Here is a 15383-nt window from a genome sequence, read left to right as displayed (position 1 = left end):
TTCCTAACCGTCCTTGGGCGCGGTCGCAGGCGGCTTCGCCTTGCGTTCGCGCTCCTGGTCCTCGAGCAGGTCCTTCAGCTCGTGCATGAACTCGGAGATGTCCCGGAAGCTGCGGTACACGGACGCGAAGCGCACATAGGCCACCTCGTCCAGTTGCTGCAGCCGCCGCATCACCTGCTCTCCAATGGAGGAGGAAGGCACTTCCTTCTCCCCCATCCCCTGGAGCATCCGCTCGATGTCCTCCACCGTCGCCTCCAGCTGCGCGGCGGACACCGGGCGCTTCTCACACGCCTTCTTCAGGCCGTTGAGCATCTTCTCGCGGTCGAACGCCTCGCGCCGCCCGTCCTTCTTCACGATGAGCGGGTAGAGTTCCTCCACCCGCTCGTACGTGGTGAAGCGGCGCTTGCAGGAGAGGCACTCACGGCGGCGCCGGATGACGGAGCCCTCGTGCGACTCGCGCGAGTCGATGACCTTGTTCTCCGGGTCCTGACAGAAGGGGCAGCGCACGGGCGGGCTACTTCAACCGCGAGGCGTACAGCGGGAAGCCCTGACTCAACTCCTTCACCTGGCCCTTCACGCGCGCGAGCGCCGCGTCGTCCTGGGCGGCGTCCAGCGCCTCGCCGATGAGCCGGCCCACCACCGCCATCTCCGCCTCGCGCATGCCGCGCGTGGTGATGGCCGGGGTGCCCACCCGGACGCCGGAGGTCGTCATCGGCTTCTCCGGGTCGAAGGGGATCATGTTCTTGTTGACGGTGATGCCCGCCTTGCCGAGCACCTCCTCCGCCACCTTGCCGGTGAGCTTCTTGGCGCGCAGGTCCACCAGCATCAGGTGGTTGTCCGTGCCGCCCGAGCACAGCCGCAGGCCCGCCTTCTTCAGGGCCTCCGCCAGCGCCTGGGCGTTGGCGACGATCTGCTTCTGGTACGCCTTGAACTCCGGCGACAGCGCTTCCTTGAAGGCCACCGCCTTGCCCGCGATGGCGTGCATCAGCGGCCCGCCCTGGATGCCGGGGAAGATCTGGCTGTTGATGGTCTTCGCGTACGCCTCACGGCTGAGCACCATGCCGCCGCGCGGGCCGCGCAGCGTCTTGTGCGTGGTGGTGGTGACGATCTCGGCGAAGGGCACCGGCGACGGGTGCACGCCCGCGGCGACGAGCCCCGCGATGTGGGCCATGTCCACCAGCATGGCGGCGCCCACCTTGTCGGCGATCTCCCGGAACTTCGCGAAGTCGAGCGTGCGCGGGTACGCGCTCGCGCCCACCACCAGCACCTTGGGCTTGTGCTCCAGCGCCAGCGCCTCCACCTGCGCGAAGTCGATGGTCTCCGTGTCGCGCGACAGGCCGTAGTGGACGACCTTGTAGAGCTTGCCGGAGAAGTTGAACGCCGCGCCGTGGGTGAGGTGGCCGCCGGAGTTCAGGTCCAGGGACAGCATGGTCTCGCCCGGCTTCATCAGCGCCATGAAGGCGCCCATGTTGGCCTGGCTGCCGGAGTGGGCCTGGACGTTCACCGCGTCCGCGCCGAACAGCTCCTTCGCGCGCTGGATGGCCAGGTTCTCCGCCACGTCCACCACCTCGCAGCCGCCATAGTAGCGCTTGCCGGGGTAGCCTTCGGCGTACTTGTTGGTGAGCACCGAGCCCACCGCCTCCATCACCGCCGGGCTGACGAAGTTCTCCGAGGCGATGAGTTCCAGCCCCTCTTCCTGACGCTCGGTCTCCTGCCGGAGCACCTGGGCGATTTCAGGATCCACCTGGGACAGCGTGCGGGTGTTCTCCATGGGGTTGCCTCCTGGCGTGCGAACGAAAGGAACTGCGAAGGGGCGTCCAGCCCCTCAGCGCTGCTGGGACTCGACGTCGCGAATCTTCTGGACGCGCTTCTCGTGGCGGCCGCCCTCGAAGGCGGTGGAGAGGAAGGCCTCCAGGATGCCGCGCGCCACGCCGGCCCCCACCACGCGCTGGCCCAGACACAACACGTTGGCGTCGTTGTGCGCGCGGGTCATCCGCGCCTCGAACTCCGTGGAGCACAGGGCCGCTCGCACGCCCCGGTGCTTGTTGGCCACGATGCTCATCCCGATGCCGGTGCCGCACACCAGCACGCCCAGCGCGCCGGCCTCCGCGGTCACGGCCCGGGCCACCTGGGAGGCGAAGTCCGGGTAGTCCACGGACTCACGCGTCTGGGGCCCCAGGTCCTCGAAGGGGGTGCCACGCTCCTTCAGGAGCGACACCAGCTCCAGGCGCAGCTCGATGCCCGCGTGGTCGGAGGCGAGGATGACTTTCACGGCCGGACTCCAGTCAACGGCGCCCGCGCTCCATGGGCGCGGGGCCTGGAAGGACGGCCCCCTGCCCGCTGGGCCCCCTGAGGGGAGCAGCGGGCGGGAAGCCCTCAGGCGAAGCGCTTGAACACCAGCACCGCGTTCGTGCCACCGAAGCCGAACGAGTTGCTCATCACCGCGTCGACGCGGGCCTCGCGCGCCGTGTTGGGCACGTAGTCCAGGTCGCAGTCCGGGTCCGGCGTCGTCTGGTTGATGGTGGGCGGCAGCACGTTGTGCGTGAGCACCCGCACGCTCACCACCGCCTCCGCGCCACCCGCCGCGCCGAGCATGTGGCCCGTCATCGACTTGGTGGACGACACGGCCAGCTTGCGCGCGTGGTCGCCGAACACGGCCTTCAGGGCCTTGGTCTCGTTGGCGTCGTTGAACGGCGTGGAGGTGCCGTGGGCGTTGATGTAGCCCACCTGCTCCGGCCGCATGCCCGCGGACTCGAGCGCCAGCCGCATGCAGCGCGCCGCGCCCTCGCCCTCCGGCGCCGGCTGGGTGACGTGGTACGCGTCCGAGTTGGCCCCGTAGCCCACGACCTCCGCGAGGATGTTGGCGCCGCGCTTCTTCGCGGCCTCCAGCTCCTCCAGCACGACGATGCCCGCGCCCTCGCCCATGACGAAGCCATCGCGTTCCTTGTCGAACGGACGGCTGGCCCCCGTGGGGTCGTCATTGCGCGTGGACAGGGCCTTCATCACGGAGAAGCCCCCCATGCCCAGCTGCGTGATGGCCGCCTCCGCGCCACCCGCGATGGCCGCGTCCGTCTCACCCAGGCGGATGGACTTCCAGGCCTCGCCGATGGCGTGCGCGCTGGTGGCGCACGCGGACACCGGAGCCCAGTTGGGCCCCTTGCAGTTGTAGCGCATGGAGATGAGCCCAGGCGCCATGTTGACGATCATCTGGATGATGAAGAAGGGCGACAGCCGGTCGAACCCCTTCTCCAGCCCCTTGCGGTGCTGCTCCTCCAAGGAGGAGATGCCCCCGATGCCAGAGCCCACGATGACGCCCACGCGCTCCGGCCGGTAGCCATGGGGCGCGTCCGGGCCGATGGGCAGGCCCGACTCCTTCACCGCCATGTCGGCCGCGGCCATCGCGTACTGGGCGAACAGGTCCATCCGGCGCACCTCGCGCCTGTCGATGAACTGCTCGGGCTGGAAGTCCTTCACCTCGCCCGCGATGCGCGCGTCGAGCTTCCCCAGTTCGAAACGGGTGATCGTACCGATACCGGATTGACCGGCCAGCATCGCCTGCCAGTTCTTCTCGGTTCCGGTGCCCAGCGCTGAAATCAGGCCGGTGCCGGTGATGACGACTCGACGGTTTGACACTGTTCTTCTCCGCTGACCGCGATGGGGCGCGGAGCGCCGGTGATGAACGCTCCCAATGGCCCCGACACTCCGGGTGTCGCGGCTGCTACTTCTTGTGGGTTTTCACGTAGTTCACGGCGTCGCCGACGGTCTTGATGTTCTCCGCCTCGTCGTCGGGGATCTCGACCTCGAACTCCTCTTCCATCGCCATGACCAGCTCGACGATGTCGAGGCTGTCCGCGCCCAGGTCCTCGATGAAGGACGACTCGGGCTTGATCTCATCCTCACTCACGCCGAGCTGGTCGGCGATGATGGACTTGATCTTGGCTTCCACGTCGATTGCGTTGGACATACGTGCAGAACCCTCCAGCTACAGATGGGGCCCGTCAGTTGACTCGCGGGCCGTCTTCAAGGCGGGCGCGGTATATCCCACGCCCGGCGCCAATCCAACCTTGGCTTACATGTACATGCCGCCGTTGACCCTCAGGACCTCGCCGGTGATGTAGGACGCCGCATCACTCGCGAGGAACAGCACGGCCCCGGCGACCTCCTCCGGGTTGCCCAGGCGGCCCAGCGCGATGCCGCCCACCATCTTCTGCCGCAGCTCGTCGTCGAGGTGGGAGGTCATGTCCGTGCCGATGAAGCCCGGGGAGACGGCGTTGACGCGGATGTTCCGGCTGGCCAGCTCCCGGGCCACCGTCTTCGTCAGGCCGATAAGCCCCGCCTTGGCGGCCGAGTAGGCGGCCTGCCCGGGGTTGCCCATCTCGCCCACCACGGAGGTGATGTTGATGATGGCCCCGGCCTTCTGCTTCATCATGGGCCGGCTGGCGGCGCGGATGAGCGCGAAGGCGCCGCGCAGGTTGGTGTCCAGCTGCCGGTCCCAGTCCTCGTCCTTGACGCGCATGACCAGGCCATCCACCGCCATGCCCGCGTTGTTGACGAGCACGTCCAGCCGGCCGTGCGTCTTGACGATGCCCTCCAGGGCGCTGGCGCAAGCGGCGGTGTCCGCCAGGTCGAAGCGGACGGCCTCCGCCTTCGCGCCCGCCTGCTGGAGCAGGCCCACCGTCTCCTGCGCGGCGGCCTCGTTGCCCACGTAGCTGATGACCACGGTGGAGGCGCCCGCGTTCGCGAACGCCTGCGCGCACGCCCGGCCAATGCCGCGCGAGCCGCCCGTCACCAGCACCACCTTGTCCTTGAAGCCGCTCATGCTGCCCCCAACGCGGCGAGCACCTTCTCCAGGGTCGCGGCGTTCTCGACGTTGAACGATTCGATGTCCTTGGTGATTCGCTTGATGAGGCCGCCCAGCACCTTGCCCGGCCCCAGCTCCACCACGTGCGTGACGCCGTTCGCCTTCAGCGCCTCCACGCACTCAATCCAGCGCACCGGCGCGCTCACCTGCTCCAGGAGCAGCGGCACCACGCGGGACGCGTCCGAGTTGGGCGTGGCCTCCACGTTGCTCACCACCGGCACGGACGGGGCCAGGATGCGCACGCCCGCCAGCACCTCCGCGAGCTTCGGCTTCACGGGGTCCATCAGCGCGCAGTGGAAGGGCGCGGAGACGGGCAGCGGCATCACCCGCTTGGCCCCGGCCTCCTTGCACTTCGCGCCCGCGCGCTCCACCGCGCCCGCGTGGCCGGCGATGACCGTCTGCTCGGGCGAGTTGTAGTTGGCGGGAGAGACGACCTCCCCTTCCGCCGCGGCGTCGCAGGCCGCCTTCACCGCGTCCGGGCCCAGGCCCAGGACGACCGACATGGCGCCCACGCCCACGGGCACCGCCTCCTGCATGAACGTGCCGCGCGCGCGCACCGCCCGCGCCGCGTCCTGGAGCGCCATCGCGCCCGCGGCCACCAGCGCGGAGTATTCCCCCAGCGAGTGGCCCGCGACGAACGCCGGGGCGGGGCCGCGCTTCTGGAACACCGCGTGAACCGCGGCCGACACCGTGAGGATGGCCGGCTGGGTGGTGGCGGTGAGCTTCAGCGCGTCCTCCGGGCCGCTGAAGCAGGTGGTGGAGAGCTTCTCGTTGAGCGCGTCGTCCACGGCGTCGAAGACGGCCCGCGCTTCGGGGAACTGCTCGTAGAGGTCCTTGCCCATCCCCACGGCCTGACTGCCTTGCCCGGGAAACACGAACGCGACCTTCGCCATGTTGCGGTCCTTCCTTGTGTCGTCCTGCCTACCAGCGCACCACCGCGCTGCCCCACGCCATGCCCGCGCCAATGGCCATCATCGCGATGACGTCCCCGCGCTTGAGGCGGCCGGCGCGCTGCGCCTCGTCCAGTGACATGGGCAGCGAGGCGGACGACGTGTTGCCGTACTTGTGCAGGTTGAGCCAGCATTTTTCCCGAGGAATCTCCAGCCGCTCCAGCACGGCTTCCAGGATTCGCAGGTTGGCCTGATGCGCGATGACGTGGTCCACCTGCGTCGGAGCCATCCCGTGGGCCTCCAATGACGCCTGAGTGGATTCCACCAGCGCGCGCACCGCGAAGCGGAAGACCTCCCTCCCGTTCATCTTGAGCTTGTGAAGATTTGCATCCACGTTGTCCGCGGTGACGGGGGTACGGGAGCCGCCCGCGGGGATGCAGAGCAGGTTCGCCAGCGCACCGTCGGTCCGCAGGTGGGTGGAGAGGATGCCGCGGGGCGCCATGGCGTCGGACTCCCCTTCCGGGCCCGCGCCCAGCACCAGCGCGCCCGCCCCGTCCCCGAAGAGGACGCAGGTGTCGCGGTCCGTCCAGTTCACCGCGCGGGTGAGCACGTCCGCGCCCACGACGAGCGCGCGCTTCACCTGGCCGGTGCGGACGAATTGATCCGCCACGCTCAGCGCGTACAGCCCTCCGGCGCAGGCGGCGGACACGTCGAACGCGAAGGCGCGCCGGGCGCCCAGCTTCGCCTGCACCAGCGCCGCGCACGACGGCATGGGCATGTCCGCGGTGACGGTGCCCACGACGATGAGCTCCAGGTCCTCGGGCGCCACGCCCGCCATCTCCAGCGCGTGGCGGGAGGCCTCCACGGCCAGGTCGCTCGTCGCCTCGTCGGGGGCGGCCAGGCGGCGCTCCTGGATGCCGGTGCGCTCGCGGATCCACGCATCGCTCGTGTCGACCAGGCGCTCCAGATCCTGGTTGGTCAGGACCCGCGTGGGCGCGTAGGAACCGGTTCCGATGATGTGCGTGCGTGCCACGGGTGCGTGCCTCCGGGAGTCATCGGAGTCCAACGCCCGGGCGACGCGCTCTAATCGCCGCCATCTTCCCCGTCCGCCTTCCTTCCCCGTTGGTGGGGAGGAAGCCAGGCGGCGGCATTGGCGATGCAGCGCGTCAGCTCTTCCTGCACGCCCGCGCGAACATGCTGCAGCGCGGTGACGAGCGCGTTGTGGATGGCGCGGGGAGAGGAGCGGCCGTGCGCGACGATGCCCACTCCCTGGAGGCCCAGGAGCGGCGCACCTCCATATTCGGCGTAGTCCATGACGCGGCGCAGCCCCAGCAAGGTGGGCTTGAGGAGCAGCGCGCCCAGCTTCTCCGGCAGGCCGCCGCGCTTCTCAATCGCCTGGCGAAGCAGGCCGGTGATGCCCATGCCCACGCCCTCGGAGGTCTTGAGGACGATGTTGCCGGTGAAGCCGTCGGTGACGACGACCTCCACGTCTCCGGAGAACAGGTCCTTGCCCTCCACGTAGCCCACGAAGTCCAGGTCCGAGCGGCGCAAGAGCGCGCTGGCGTCCCGGGTGAGCTGCGTGCCCTTGGACTCCTCCTCGCCGTTGGAGAGCACCGCCACCCGGGGGCGCTTCACGCCCAGGCGCGTGCGCAGGTACGCCTCTCCCAGGACGGCGAACTGGGCCAGGTGCGAGGCGCGGCAGTCCACGTTGGCGCCCGCATCCAGCAGCAGGCAGCGGCCTCCGCCCTTCAGCGCCGGGAACAGGGCCGCGATGGCGGGGCGCTCCACGCCGGGGATCCGGCCGAGCGTCAACATGCCACCGGCCATCACCGCGCCAGAGTTGCCCGCCGAGACCAGGGCGGACGCCTCCCCTTGCCGGACGAGCGCGAAGCCCACCCGGAGCGAGGAGTCCCGCTTGCGCCGGAACGCGGCGGTCGCGGGGTCGTCCATCTCCACCACTTCGGACGCGTGGTGGAGCTGGACGTTGTCGGGTGCACCGGCGCGCTCCAGCACGGGGCGTACACGCGTGGCGTCCCCGACCAGCACGAGTTCGTGCCCGGGATACGCTCGCGCGAACAGCACGCCCCCTTCCACGACCGCGTCAGGGGCGTGGTCGCCACCCATCGCGTCGAGGACGAGCCGCACCGGCAGCCTCCGCTTTCAACTACTCCGCGGCGGTCGCGATGACCTCACGGCCCCCGTAGTTGCCACAGGCCGCGCAGGCGCGGTGCGGCATCACGGGCTCCTTGCACTTGGAGCACTTGATGACCTGGACGGGGGTCCGCAGGTTGTTGTTGCCGGCCCGACGACGGTCCCGGCGCATCTTCGACGTCCGCTTCTTGGGAACTCCCACGGCTCACCTCGGCATCGGACCCGTCCCCCCTCGCGCCTTGCGAGGGGCATAGGGACCGTCAGTTCAGCTTGATGTTCTTCAGCGGCGACAGTCGAGGGTCCACGACCTTCGGCTCGCAACCGCACTTCTTGTCGTTGAGGTTCTGGCCGCACTGCGAGCAGAGCCCCTGGCAGTCTTCCCGACAGACCGCGCTCATCGGGAGCGCGAGCAATACCTGTTCCCGGACGATCGGATCCAGATCGATCGTCTTCCCATCGAAAACCTGCTCGTCCGCGTCGTCCATTTCGAAGGTGCCCCCGGATTCACCCTGGGTGCGCTCCTTCTTCTCCATGGACTTCTCGTCGTCGTCCTTGAAGTCGTCGCCCCGGGCCAGGGACTCCGGCACCAGGTTGATGATGAAGGACACCGGGAGGTCCAGCGTCACGTCGGCGAGGCAGCGCTTGCACGGCGCCGCCACGTGGGCCGTGAAACGACCCTCCAGCAGCACGCCGCCGCTGAGCTTGCGCAGGGTGGCGTGCAGCGTCGACGGCTGGGTGGGCTGGAAGCCAGTGCCCTCGCCGGACGCCGAGCCTTCCAGGGCCTCCTTGAGGAGTCCGAGAGCGATGGGCTCGTCGAGCTTCAGCCCCGCTTCTTTGATTTGTTCAATCTTTACGACCATCTACAAGGCTTCCCGGCAAAAGGGCGCGCAACATAGAGGGAGTCCCCCCGTCAGTCAACACGCCGCGTTCGACAACCCCGCCCCAGGCCCGGCCTCCACTCCTTCACGGCCGGAGCCCCCGGTGCGTGGATCCCTTCAACAGCGCTTCTGGTAGCTTTCCAACCGATGCGCGCCCCCGCCCAAGGTTGGCGGGGCGCACTCTGCGTCTGGGGGCTCGGGCTGATGCTCGCCCTGCCAGCGCAGGCCCGTGCGCCCCTTCCCCCTCCACCCCTGCTCTTCCAGCTTGGCCCGGCGAGTCCCGCCATCGGCGAGGCGAAGGACCTGTTGGAGACAGGCCGCTTCCAGGAAGCCCTGGCCGCGGTCCAGCGCGGCCTGGATGCGCCCGACGTCACGGACGACGAGCTGGTGGAGCTCTACCGCCTGCAGGGGCTCACCGCCCTCTACCTGGGCGACGAGGCCCTGGCGCGCGGGGCGTACGAGAAGCTGCTCCAGGCCCGGCCGGACTTCGAGCTGCCCCGCTCCGCGCCTCCGAAGGTCCGCGCCGTCTTCGCGAAGCTGAAGGAGGACCTCCGCCACCGCCGCGTCCATCCCGTCACGCTGGAGGTGGATCCCATCCCGGACCCGGCGCCCGGCGAACGCGTCCAGGTGGACGCCACCCTCCGCGACATGGCGCTGGGCGCGCGAGCGCGGCTGTTCTACCGGCGCGCGGGAGCCCAGGGCTTCTCCTCGGTGGACTTCGTGCGCGACCGCGCCCAGGCCGAGCACTACAGCGCCGTGCTGCCCGCCTACGAGCTGCCCGTGGAGAGCACCTCCTACGAGGTGGAGTACTACTTCGAGGTCGTGGACGCGGCCCAGCGGCGGCTCGCGGGACGCGGCGACCCATTCCATCCCCTGCTCTTCCAGGTGGCGTCCCGGACCGCGCCGGCGACCGCCGCGCTGACGGAAGGGCCAAGCCGCCCCTGGTACAAGAGCCCCTGGCTCTGGGTGGCCGTGGGCGCGGTGGCCGTGGGCGGCACCGCCGGGGTGGTGGCCCTGTCGTCGTCGGAGGAGCGCGGCCGGGTGCCCATCACCATCCGCGTGGAGGGCGCCGCGCCATGAGACGACCTGGAAGCCTGGGCATGGGCCTTGTCGCGCTGGTCATCGGCTGTGGGCCGGACACCGGTTCGGACACGCTGCCGGTGGGACTGGAGGTCACCCTGAGCCGCGCCGTGGCCAGCCAGGTGGGCGCCTACCAGGTGTCCGTGCTGAAGGACGGCACGAAGCGCAACTGCGCGGAGCTGCAGCGCACCTGCCTCTCCACCCAGGTGGAGCCGGACGCACTGCTGGAGCTGAAGGATGGGAACGGGAAGTCGGGGCGCACGCTGCGCTTTCCGGCCGCCGCCGGCGGCGCGGACATGGGGCTGGCGGTGGACGTGCCCGTGGGCCGCGACTACGCGGTCGTCATCGAGGCCCTGACGGCCGACACCCCGACGCGCTTCCTGGGCAGCTCATGCAACTACCTGCGCGTGGTGAACGTGGGACAGAACGCGACCCTGGTGGCGGCCCCCATCGAGCTGAACCCCCAGGACTGCAACCCGGTGTTCCCCCGCTGAGGGCGGGGCCGCCCGCCCGTCGCAGGCTGGGGAGGCGAGCGGGCATGGCGCGCGGATGTCACATGGTTGTCCCGAGCGAGGCGGAACGAATCTGTTACGGGACGCCACGCACTCCATCCCCTTCGCGGGAGCACCCTTCATGGCGCGCATCCTCATCATCGAGGACGAGCAGGACCTGGCCGGACTCGTCGACTACAACCTCCGCGCGGCGGGCTTTGAAACCGACACCGCGAACACCGGCGCGGGGGGACTCGCCCGGGCCCGGGCCCACCCTCCGGACCTGGTGCTGCTGGACCTGATGCTGCCGGACGTGGCGGGCGGGGAGGTCCTCCGCATGCTCAAGAGCGACCCGGAGATGAAGAAGGCCGCGGTCGTCATCGTCAGCGCCAAGGGCCAGGAGGCCGACCGCATCCAGGGCCTGGAGCTGGGCGCGGACGACTACGTGGTGAAGCCCTTCTCCGTGCGCGAGCTGCTGCTGCGCGTGAAGGCCGTGCTGCGCCGCGCGGACGCGGAGGAAGGCCCCGCCGCGCTGCTGGTCGCGGGGGAGATCAGCCTGGACACGTCCCGCCACCAGGTGCGCGTGAAGGGCGAGGAGGTGGTGCTCACCGCGCTGGAGTTCCGCCTGCTGCGCACGCTGCTGGAGCGCAGCGACCGCGTGCAGACGCGCGAGGTGCTCCTGTCCGACGTCTGGGGCATCCAGGCGGAGATCCACACCCGCACCGTGGACACGCACATCAAGCGCCTGCGCGAGAAGCTGGGCCCCGCGGGCGACATCATCGAGACCGTGCGCGGCGTGGGCTACAAGCTCAGCCCTCCGTGAGCCCCACGCCATGCCCCTGCGCTTCACGCTCCTCTCCCTGTTGGTTCCGCCTCTCCTGGTCGCGACGCTGCTCGTGCTCTTCGGGCACCCGGCGGGCGCGCTCGCGGCGGGGCTCGTCACGCTCGCGGGCTCCGCGCTGGCGCTGGGCACCAGCCGCGTGGCGATGGAACGCCAGCTTCGCGCGCTGACCCAGAAGACGCAGTCGCTGGCGGAGGGCGTGCAGGTGACGCCCCCCGCGAGCCTGGAGCGCACCGACGACCTGGCCCAGTTGGAAGACGCCATCGACACGCTGGACGACCGGCTGTCCACGCGCGCCGCGGCGCTCAACCAGGAGGCCCGCATCCTCACCGCCGTGCTGGACGGCATGGCGGAGGGCCTCTGGGTGACGGACGCGGAGGGCACCGTGGTGCGCCACAACGACGCGCTCGCGGAGATGCTGCTGCCCGCGCACGAAGCCATCGTGGGGCAGCGGCCGCTCGCGCTCATCCGCAACGAAGCCCTCAACGACGCGGTGGCCCGCGCGTGCCAGGAGGGCACGTCCACGCGGCTGGAGCTGACGCTCGAGGGCCTGTACTCCCGCACGCTGGCTGTACGCGTGACGCCCGTGGGCCGCGACCTGCCCGGCAGCGCCGCCGTCTTCCATGACGTCACCGAGCTGCGCAGGCTGGAGAAGGTGCGCAAGGACTTCGTGGCCAACGTGTCGCACGAGCTGCGCACGCCCATCACCGCCATCCGCGGCTACGCGGAGACGCTCCAGGGTGGCGCGCTCCAGGACACCCAGGTGGCCCCGAAGATGGTGGAGATCATCCACCGCCAGTCCGAGCGCCTCTCCGAGCTGGTGGAGGACCTGCTGGAGCTCTCGCGCCTGGAGGCGCGCGAGATGATCTTCCAGCGCACGGAGGTCCCCCTGGCCCTGGCCGTCTCCCGCGCCGCCGAAGGGGTGCGCCCCAAGGCCGAGGGCAAGAACCAGCAGCTGGGCCTCCACGTGCCGCCGGAGCTGGTGGCGATGGGGGATGGGCGGGCCATCGAGCAGGTGCTCCTCAACCTGCTCGACAACGCGGTGAAGTACACGCCCGCGGGCGGCCGGGTGGACGTGGACGGAGCGTATGAGGGAGGCCGCTGCGTCGTGCGCGTGCGCGACACAGGCGTGGGAATCGAGTCCAAACATCTTTCCCGGATTTTCGAGCGATTCTACCGGGTGGACAAGGGTCGCAGCCGGGACATGGGGGGGACGGGACTGGGCCTTTCCATCGTGAAGCATCTGATGGGCGCGATGGACGGCGAGGTGAAGGTGGAGAGCCAGCCGAACGCGGGCAGTACCTTCGTCATTTTTCTACCCTCGGCGGCTGGCTCGACGGCGGCGACGGGCTAGGATGGGGGCGGCCATGCGGGTCGCCATCCTCGCGGACATTCACGGGAACCTTCCGGCCTGCGAGGCCGTGCTGGACGACATCACCAAGTCGGTGGCGCCGGATTACATCGTCGCGGCCGGAGACCTGGCGCTGCGCGGCGCGCACCCGCGCGAGACGGTGGAGCTGCTCTTCAGCCGCTGCCACGCGCTCATCATGGGCAACACGGACGCGTACCTGGCCGGCAACTACCTGGGCGGCGCGTACCGCGAGCGGGACCACTGGAAGACGGAGCTCTTGCGCTGGACGCGCGACCAGCTGGGTGACGCGCTGTTGCAGCAGCTGGGACAGATGCCCTTCTCGCTGCGCTACACGCCGCGCAAGGGGCAGGACCTGTTCATCTGCCACGCGAACCCGCGCAACCTGGAAGAGTCCCTGGACCCCACGCTGGACGACCACGCGGTGCGCCGCTTCTTCACGCACCTGGACGCGGCGGCGTGCGCCTTCGGGCACCTGCACTTCCCCTACCGGCGGCGCGTGGGCCGGATGCTCATCGCGGACGTGGCCAGCGCCGGCATCCCGCGCGACGGGGACCTGCGCCCCGCCTACGGCGTCTTCACCTTCACCCCCAAGGGCTGGCGCGTGCAGATCCGCCGCGTGCGCTACCCGGTGCGCAAGGCCACGCAGGCCCTCACAGCGCGCCGCGTGCCTGGAGGGCCGCTGCTCATCCACAAGCTCGTGGAGGCGCGCTACCGGCACCACAACGCGTTGATGGAGGCCGCCCGGCGGCACTCGGGGCTGCCACCGCCGGGGCCCGTGCTGCGTCCTCCGCCCGGGGCCGCGGGCTCGCGGCCCACGCTCGCCGCGCCGTTCGAGAATGGGCCTCCCCCGGAGGTCGATCCGTCCACGCTGCCCACGGACATGGACGGCACGGTGACGGGCGCCGCTCCGCTGCCGCTCGACGCGCTCAACGACCTGGACGGGTGAGGCGAACGCCCACCGGGTGCGCGCGCGTGGGGCCGGCCCGTCCGGGAATGGACAGGCGTGCCGCCCCTTCTGACGGACAGCGGGCTTTTTCGCGCGCGAATTCCGCCTGGCCTCCCATCCGCACAGGTGCACGCGGGCCGCGCGGGCCTTAGCAAGACCTCAGGCGACGACAACACGCGGGAGGGGCCATGGTCGGGTGGACGGTCGGACTGTCGGTGGTGGCGCTGTCCCTGGCCGCCTCCGGAGCAGCGGCGCCCCCCGCCGCGCCGGCGCCGGCGCGAGCGCCCGGGGTGAGCGCGCCGCCCGCCGCCGCGCCCTACTGCGAGGGCGAGTACGCCGACAGCTACAGCGCGCTGTCCCCCCGGGCCCGCGCCTTCGAGCAGGCGGAGCAGAAGAAGTACACGTACTGCGTGCGCAGCACCGCCGTGTACGAGTGCCTGTCCTACGGCGCGGAGGGCAACGTGCGCCGCACGCGCACGGCGGTGTCCTCGCACGGCACCGCGTTCGCCTACCGGCAACAGGCCGGGGAGACGCTGCTGCTCACCAACGAGCACGTCGTGGAGTGGCCCGACGTCACCAGCGACGCGCACCCGGTGGACGGCGTGGCGTCCGGCTGCAAGCGCGTGAAGGACGGCCTCAGCATCGTGGAGAACGAGGCGGACGCGTACGACCGCGACGACATCCCGCTGTCCAAGGCGGTGGTGGATCCGCAGCTGGACCTGGCCGTGGTCAAGTCCCGCGCGCCGCTCACGGTGATGCCCTGGAAGGTGGGCCGGAGCGCCGCCGTGCGCGAGCGCGACGTGGTGGACGTGCGCGGCTTTCCGCTAGGGGTCTTCAACGCCACCAACATGGGCAAGGTCATCTCCGCCTATGACCACGACGAGTACAAGGACTGGTACCACGACGACTTCGTCATCGACGCGCTCCTGTCGCAGGGCAACTCGGGGTCGCCGGTGCTGGCCATCTCCTGCAAGACGGGGGAGTTCGAGCTGGTGGGCGTCTTCCACGCGGGCTACTCGCGAGGCAGCGCGCTCAACGTGGTGGTGGGCATCGACCAGGCGCGCGACCTGATGAACAACCTGCGCCGCACACCGAAGCGCGTCCAGGAGGGCACGACGCCCTTGGACGCGCTGGCCCGCGCGCGCATGGCGAAGCGCGCGGAGGTGTCCGCCACGCCCTTCTTCCCCTTCGGCTCGCGCACCGCCGCGGTGTTCCCTCGCGCGGATGGCACGCTGCTCTTCGCGCTGTACGGCCAGGACTTCCCGCGACGGGTGCACCCGCTCATCGTGATGGAGGACCTGCCCATGGCCTCGGCGGACGAGGGCTTCGGGCGCGTGGGCCGGGTCTGGTTCGGGGGCGAGCGCGGCCTCCTGGAGCGCCCGCGCGGTGAACAGGACGCGGAGCTGCAACAGCAGCTGGCCCGGTTGCTGGACGCGCTGCGCCGGGACGCGACGCTCGCGTTCTCCTACCAGGACTCCCTGCCCTCCTCCGACGAGTCGCGGCAGACCTTCGACACGTCGGCCCGCCTGGCCAAGACGCTGGAGCGCACCATCGTCGCGCACCGCGACCTGAGCGACAGCGCCGCGGAGCTGGCGGACCGCTTCGCGCCGGACCTCACCGAGCCCGCGACCCGTACCGAGTCCGTCCTGAAGAACCCGCCACCGCCTGGCATCCACCTGGGACTCTCGGGCGAGCCCGAAGGCGGGGGGGCTGCGGCGGACGGGGACTCCGGAGCACGCCGGCCCGCGCGCACCGCCGGGGGCAAGGCAGGCAAGGGTCCATCCGGCAAGTAGTCCGCCCGCAGGCCTGCCAGCCGAGCAGGGGACGCCTCACGAACAGCGCACGCTCCCGGGAAGGCCCCGCGCGCCTTCCT

The 15383-nt window shown here is 70.5% G+C and carries 17 protein-coding genes; 6 read left to right on the top strand and 11 right to left on the bottom strand.

Going from position 1 to position 15383, the window contains the following annotated elements; translation table 11 throughout:
- Positions 1-3 precede the first annotated feature (3 nt).
- The 11 genes from nrdR to FOF48_RS32955 all read right to left on the bottom strand — a co-directional run bounded on the left by nrdR (position 4) and on the right by FOF48_RS32955 (position 8762).
- Positions 4-507 (bottom strand): transcriptional regulator NrdR, encoded by a 504-nt coding sequence (nrdR, locus tag FOF48_RS33005; RefSeq protein WP_143908385.1) that lies wholly within the window; start codon positions 505-507, stop codon positions 4-6.
- Positions 508-514: 7 nt separating this feature from the next.
- The gene (glyA, locus tag FOF48_RS33000; protein WP_143908383.1) at positions 515-1771 is read right to left on the bottom strand and encodes a serine hydroxymethyltransferase; all 1257 of its coding nucleotides are present in this window, start codon (positions 1769-1771) and stop codon (positions 515-517) included.
- Positions 1772-1825: 54 nt separating this feature from the next.
- Entirely contained in the window at positions 1826-2272 is a 447-nt protein-coding gene (gene rpiB, locus FOF48_RS32995) for a ribose 5-phosphate isomerase B (protein ID WP_143908381.1), read from the bottom strand.
- 104 nt (positions 2273-2376) lie between these two features.
- Complete coding sequence (gene fabF, locus FOF48_RS32990; protein ID WP_143908379.1) at positions 2377-3633, bottom strand: beta-ketoacyl-ACP synthase II; 1257 nt, start codon at positions 3631-3633, stop codon at positions 2377-2379.
- Between the two features lie 85 nt (positions 3634-3718).
- Complete coding sequence (gene acpP / locus FOF48_RS32985) at positions 3719-3964, bottom strand: acyl carrier protein (protein ID WP_143908377.1); 246 nt, start codon at positions 3962-3964, stop codon at positions 3719-3721.
- A gap of 105 nt (positions 3965-4069) precedes the next feature.
- Entirely contained in the window at positions 4070-4819 is a 750-nt protein-coding gene (gene fabG / locus FOF48_RS32980; protein ID WP_143908375.1) for a 3-oxoacyl-[acyl-carrier-protein] reductase, read from the bottom strand.
- Entirely contained in the window at positions 4816-5754 is a 939-nt protein-coding gene (gene fabD, locus FOF48_RS32975; RefSeq protein WP_143908373.1) for an ACP S-malonyltransferase, read from the bottom strand. The genes fabG and fabD overlap by 4 nt, the downstream gene beginning before the upstream one ends.
- A gap of 28 nt (positions 5755-5782) precedes the next feature.
- Positions 5783-6784, bottom strand: coding sequence for a beta-ketoacyl-ACP synthase III (locus FOF48_RS32970; protein ID WP_143908371.1), 1002 nt, complete (start codon positions 6782-6784; stop codon positions 5783-5785).
- A 50-nt stretch (positions 6785-6834) separates the two neighbouring features.
- The gene (gene plsX, locus FOF48_RS32965) at positions 6835-7896 is read right to left on the bottom strand and encodes a phosphate acyltransferase PlsX (protein WP_143908369.1); all 1062 of its coding nucleotides are present in this window, start codon (positions 7894-7896) and stop codon (positions 6835-6837) included.
- Positions 7897-7915: 19 nt separating this feature from the next.
- The gene (rpmF, locus tag FOF48_RS32960) at positions 7916-8104 is read right to left on the bottom strand and encodes a 50S ribosomal protein L32 (RefSeq protein WP_014395447.1); all 189 of its coding nucleotides are present in this window, start codon (positions 8102-8104) and stop codon (positions 7916-7918) included.
- A 58-nt stretch (positions 8105-8162) separates the two neighbouring features.
- Complete coding sequence (locus FOF48_RS32955; protein WP_143908367.1) at positions 8163-8762, bottom strand: DUF177 domain-containing protein; 600 nt, start codon at positions 8760-8762, stop codon at positions 8163-8165.
- Positions 8763-8984: 222 nt separating this feature from the next.
- Between FOF48_RS32955 and FOF48_RS32950 the strand changes: the two genes are divergently transcribed.
- The 6 genes from FOF48_RS32950 to FOF48_RS32925 all read left to right on the top strand — a co-directional run bounded on the left by FOF48_RS32950 (position 8985) and on the right by FOF48_RS32925 (position 15303).
- Entirely contained in the window at positions 8985-9860 is an 876-nt protein-coding gene (locus tag FOF48_RS32950) for a hypothetical protein (protein WP_186002173.1), read from the top strand.
- The gene (locus FOF48_RS32945) at positions 9857-10354 is read left to right on the top strand and encodes a hypothetical protein (protein WP_255442933.1); all 498 of its coding nucleotides are present in this window, start codon (positions 9857-9859) and stop codon (positions 10352-10354) included. Before FOF48_RS32950 ends, FOF48_RS32945 begins: the two co-directional genes overlap by 4 nt.
- Before the next feature lie 139 nt (positions 10355-10493).
- Positions 10494-11174, top strand: coding sequence for a winged helix-turn-helix domain-containing protein (locus FOF48_RS32940; RefSeq protein WP_143908362.1), 681 nt, complete (start codon positions 10494-10496; stop codon positions 11172-11174).
- Between the two features lie 10 nt (positions 11175-11184).
- Positions 11185-12546 (top strand): cell wall metabolism sensor histidine kinase WalK, encoded by a 1362-nt coding sequence (locus FOF48_RS32935; protein ID WP_143908360.1) that lies wholly within the window; start codon positions 11185-11187, stop codon positions 12544-12546.
- A 13-nt stretch (positions 12547-12559) separates the two neighbouring features.
- Complete coding sequence (locus FOF48_RS32930; protein ID WP_143908358.1) at positions 12560-13510, top strand: metallophosphoesterase; 951 nt, start codon at positions 12560-12562, stop codon at positions 13508-13510.
- 188 nt (positions 13511-13698) lie between these two features.
- Positions 13699-15303, top strand: coding sequence for a S1C family serine protease (locus FOF48_RS32925; protein WP_143908356.1), 1605 nt, complete (start codon positions 13699-13701; stop codon positions 15301-15303).
- Positions 15304-15383 lie beyond the last annotated feature (80 nt).

It is taken from the genome of Corallococcus sp. Z5C101001 (genome assembly GCF_007352635.1).
Lineage (GTDB): Bacteria > Myxococcota > Myxococcia > Myxococcales > Myxococcaceae > Corallococcus > Corallococcus silvisoli.
This window is presented reverse-complemented; position numbering and strand designations above follow the sequence as displayed.

Coding starts and splice junctions, on each gene's coding strand:
- glyA (WP_143908383.1), bottom strand. CDS start 1,771: ATGGAGAACACCCGCACGCTGTCCCAGGTGGATCCTGAAATCGCCCAG.
- acpP (WP_143908377.1), bottom strand. CDS start 3,964: ATGTCCAACGCAATCGACGTGGAAGCCAAGATCAAGTCCATCATCGCC.
- fabG (WP_143908375.1), bottom strand. CDS start 4,819: ATGAGCGGCTTCAAGGACAAGGTGGTGCTGGTGACGGGCGGCTCGCGC.
- fabD (WP_143908373.1), bottom strand. CDS start 5,754: ATGGCGAAGGTCGCGTTCGTGTTTCCCGGGCAAGGCAGTCAGGCCGTG.
- FOF48_RS32955 (WP_143908367.1), bottom strand. CDS start 8,762: ATGGTCGTAAAGATTGAACAAATCAAAGAAGCGGGGCTGAAGCTCGAC.
- FOF48_RS32950 (WP_186002173.1), top strand. CDS start 8,985: ATGCTCGCCCTGCCAGCGCAGGCCCGTGCGCCCCTTCCCCCTCCACCC.
- FOF48_RS32945 (WP_255442933.1), top strand. CDS start 9,857: ATGAGACGACCTGGAAGCCTGGGCATGGGCCTTGTCGCGCTGGTCATC.
- FOF48_RS32940 (WP_143908362.1), top strand. CDS start 10,494: ATGGCGCGCATCCTCATCATCGAGGACGAGCAGGACCTGGCCGGACTC.
- FOF48_RS32935 (WP_143908360.1), top strand. CDS start 11,185: ATGCCCCTGCGCTTCACGCTCCTCTCCCTGTTGGTTCCGCCTCTCCTG.
- FOF48_RS32930 (WP_143908358.1), top strand. CDS start 12,560: ATGCGGGTCGCCATCCTCGCGGACATTCACGGGAACCTTCCGGCCTGC.
- FOF48_RS32925 (WP_143908356.1), top strand. CDS start 13,699: ATGGTCGGGTGGACGGTCGGACTGTCGGTGGTGGCGCTGTCCCTGGCC.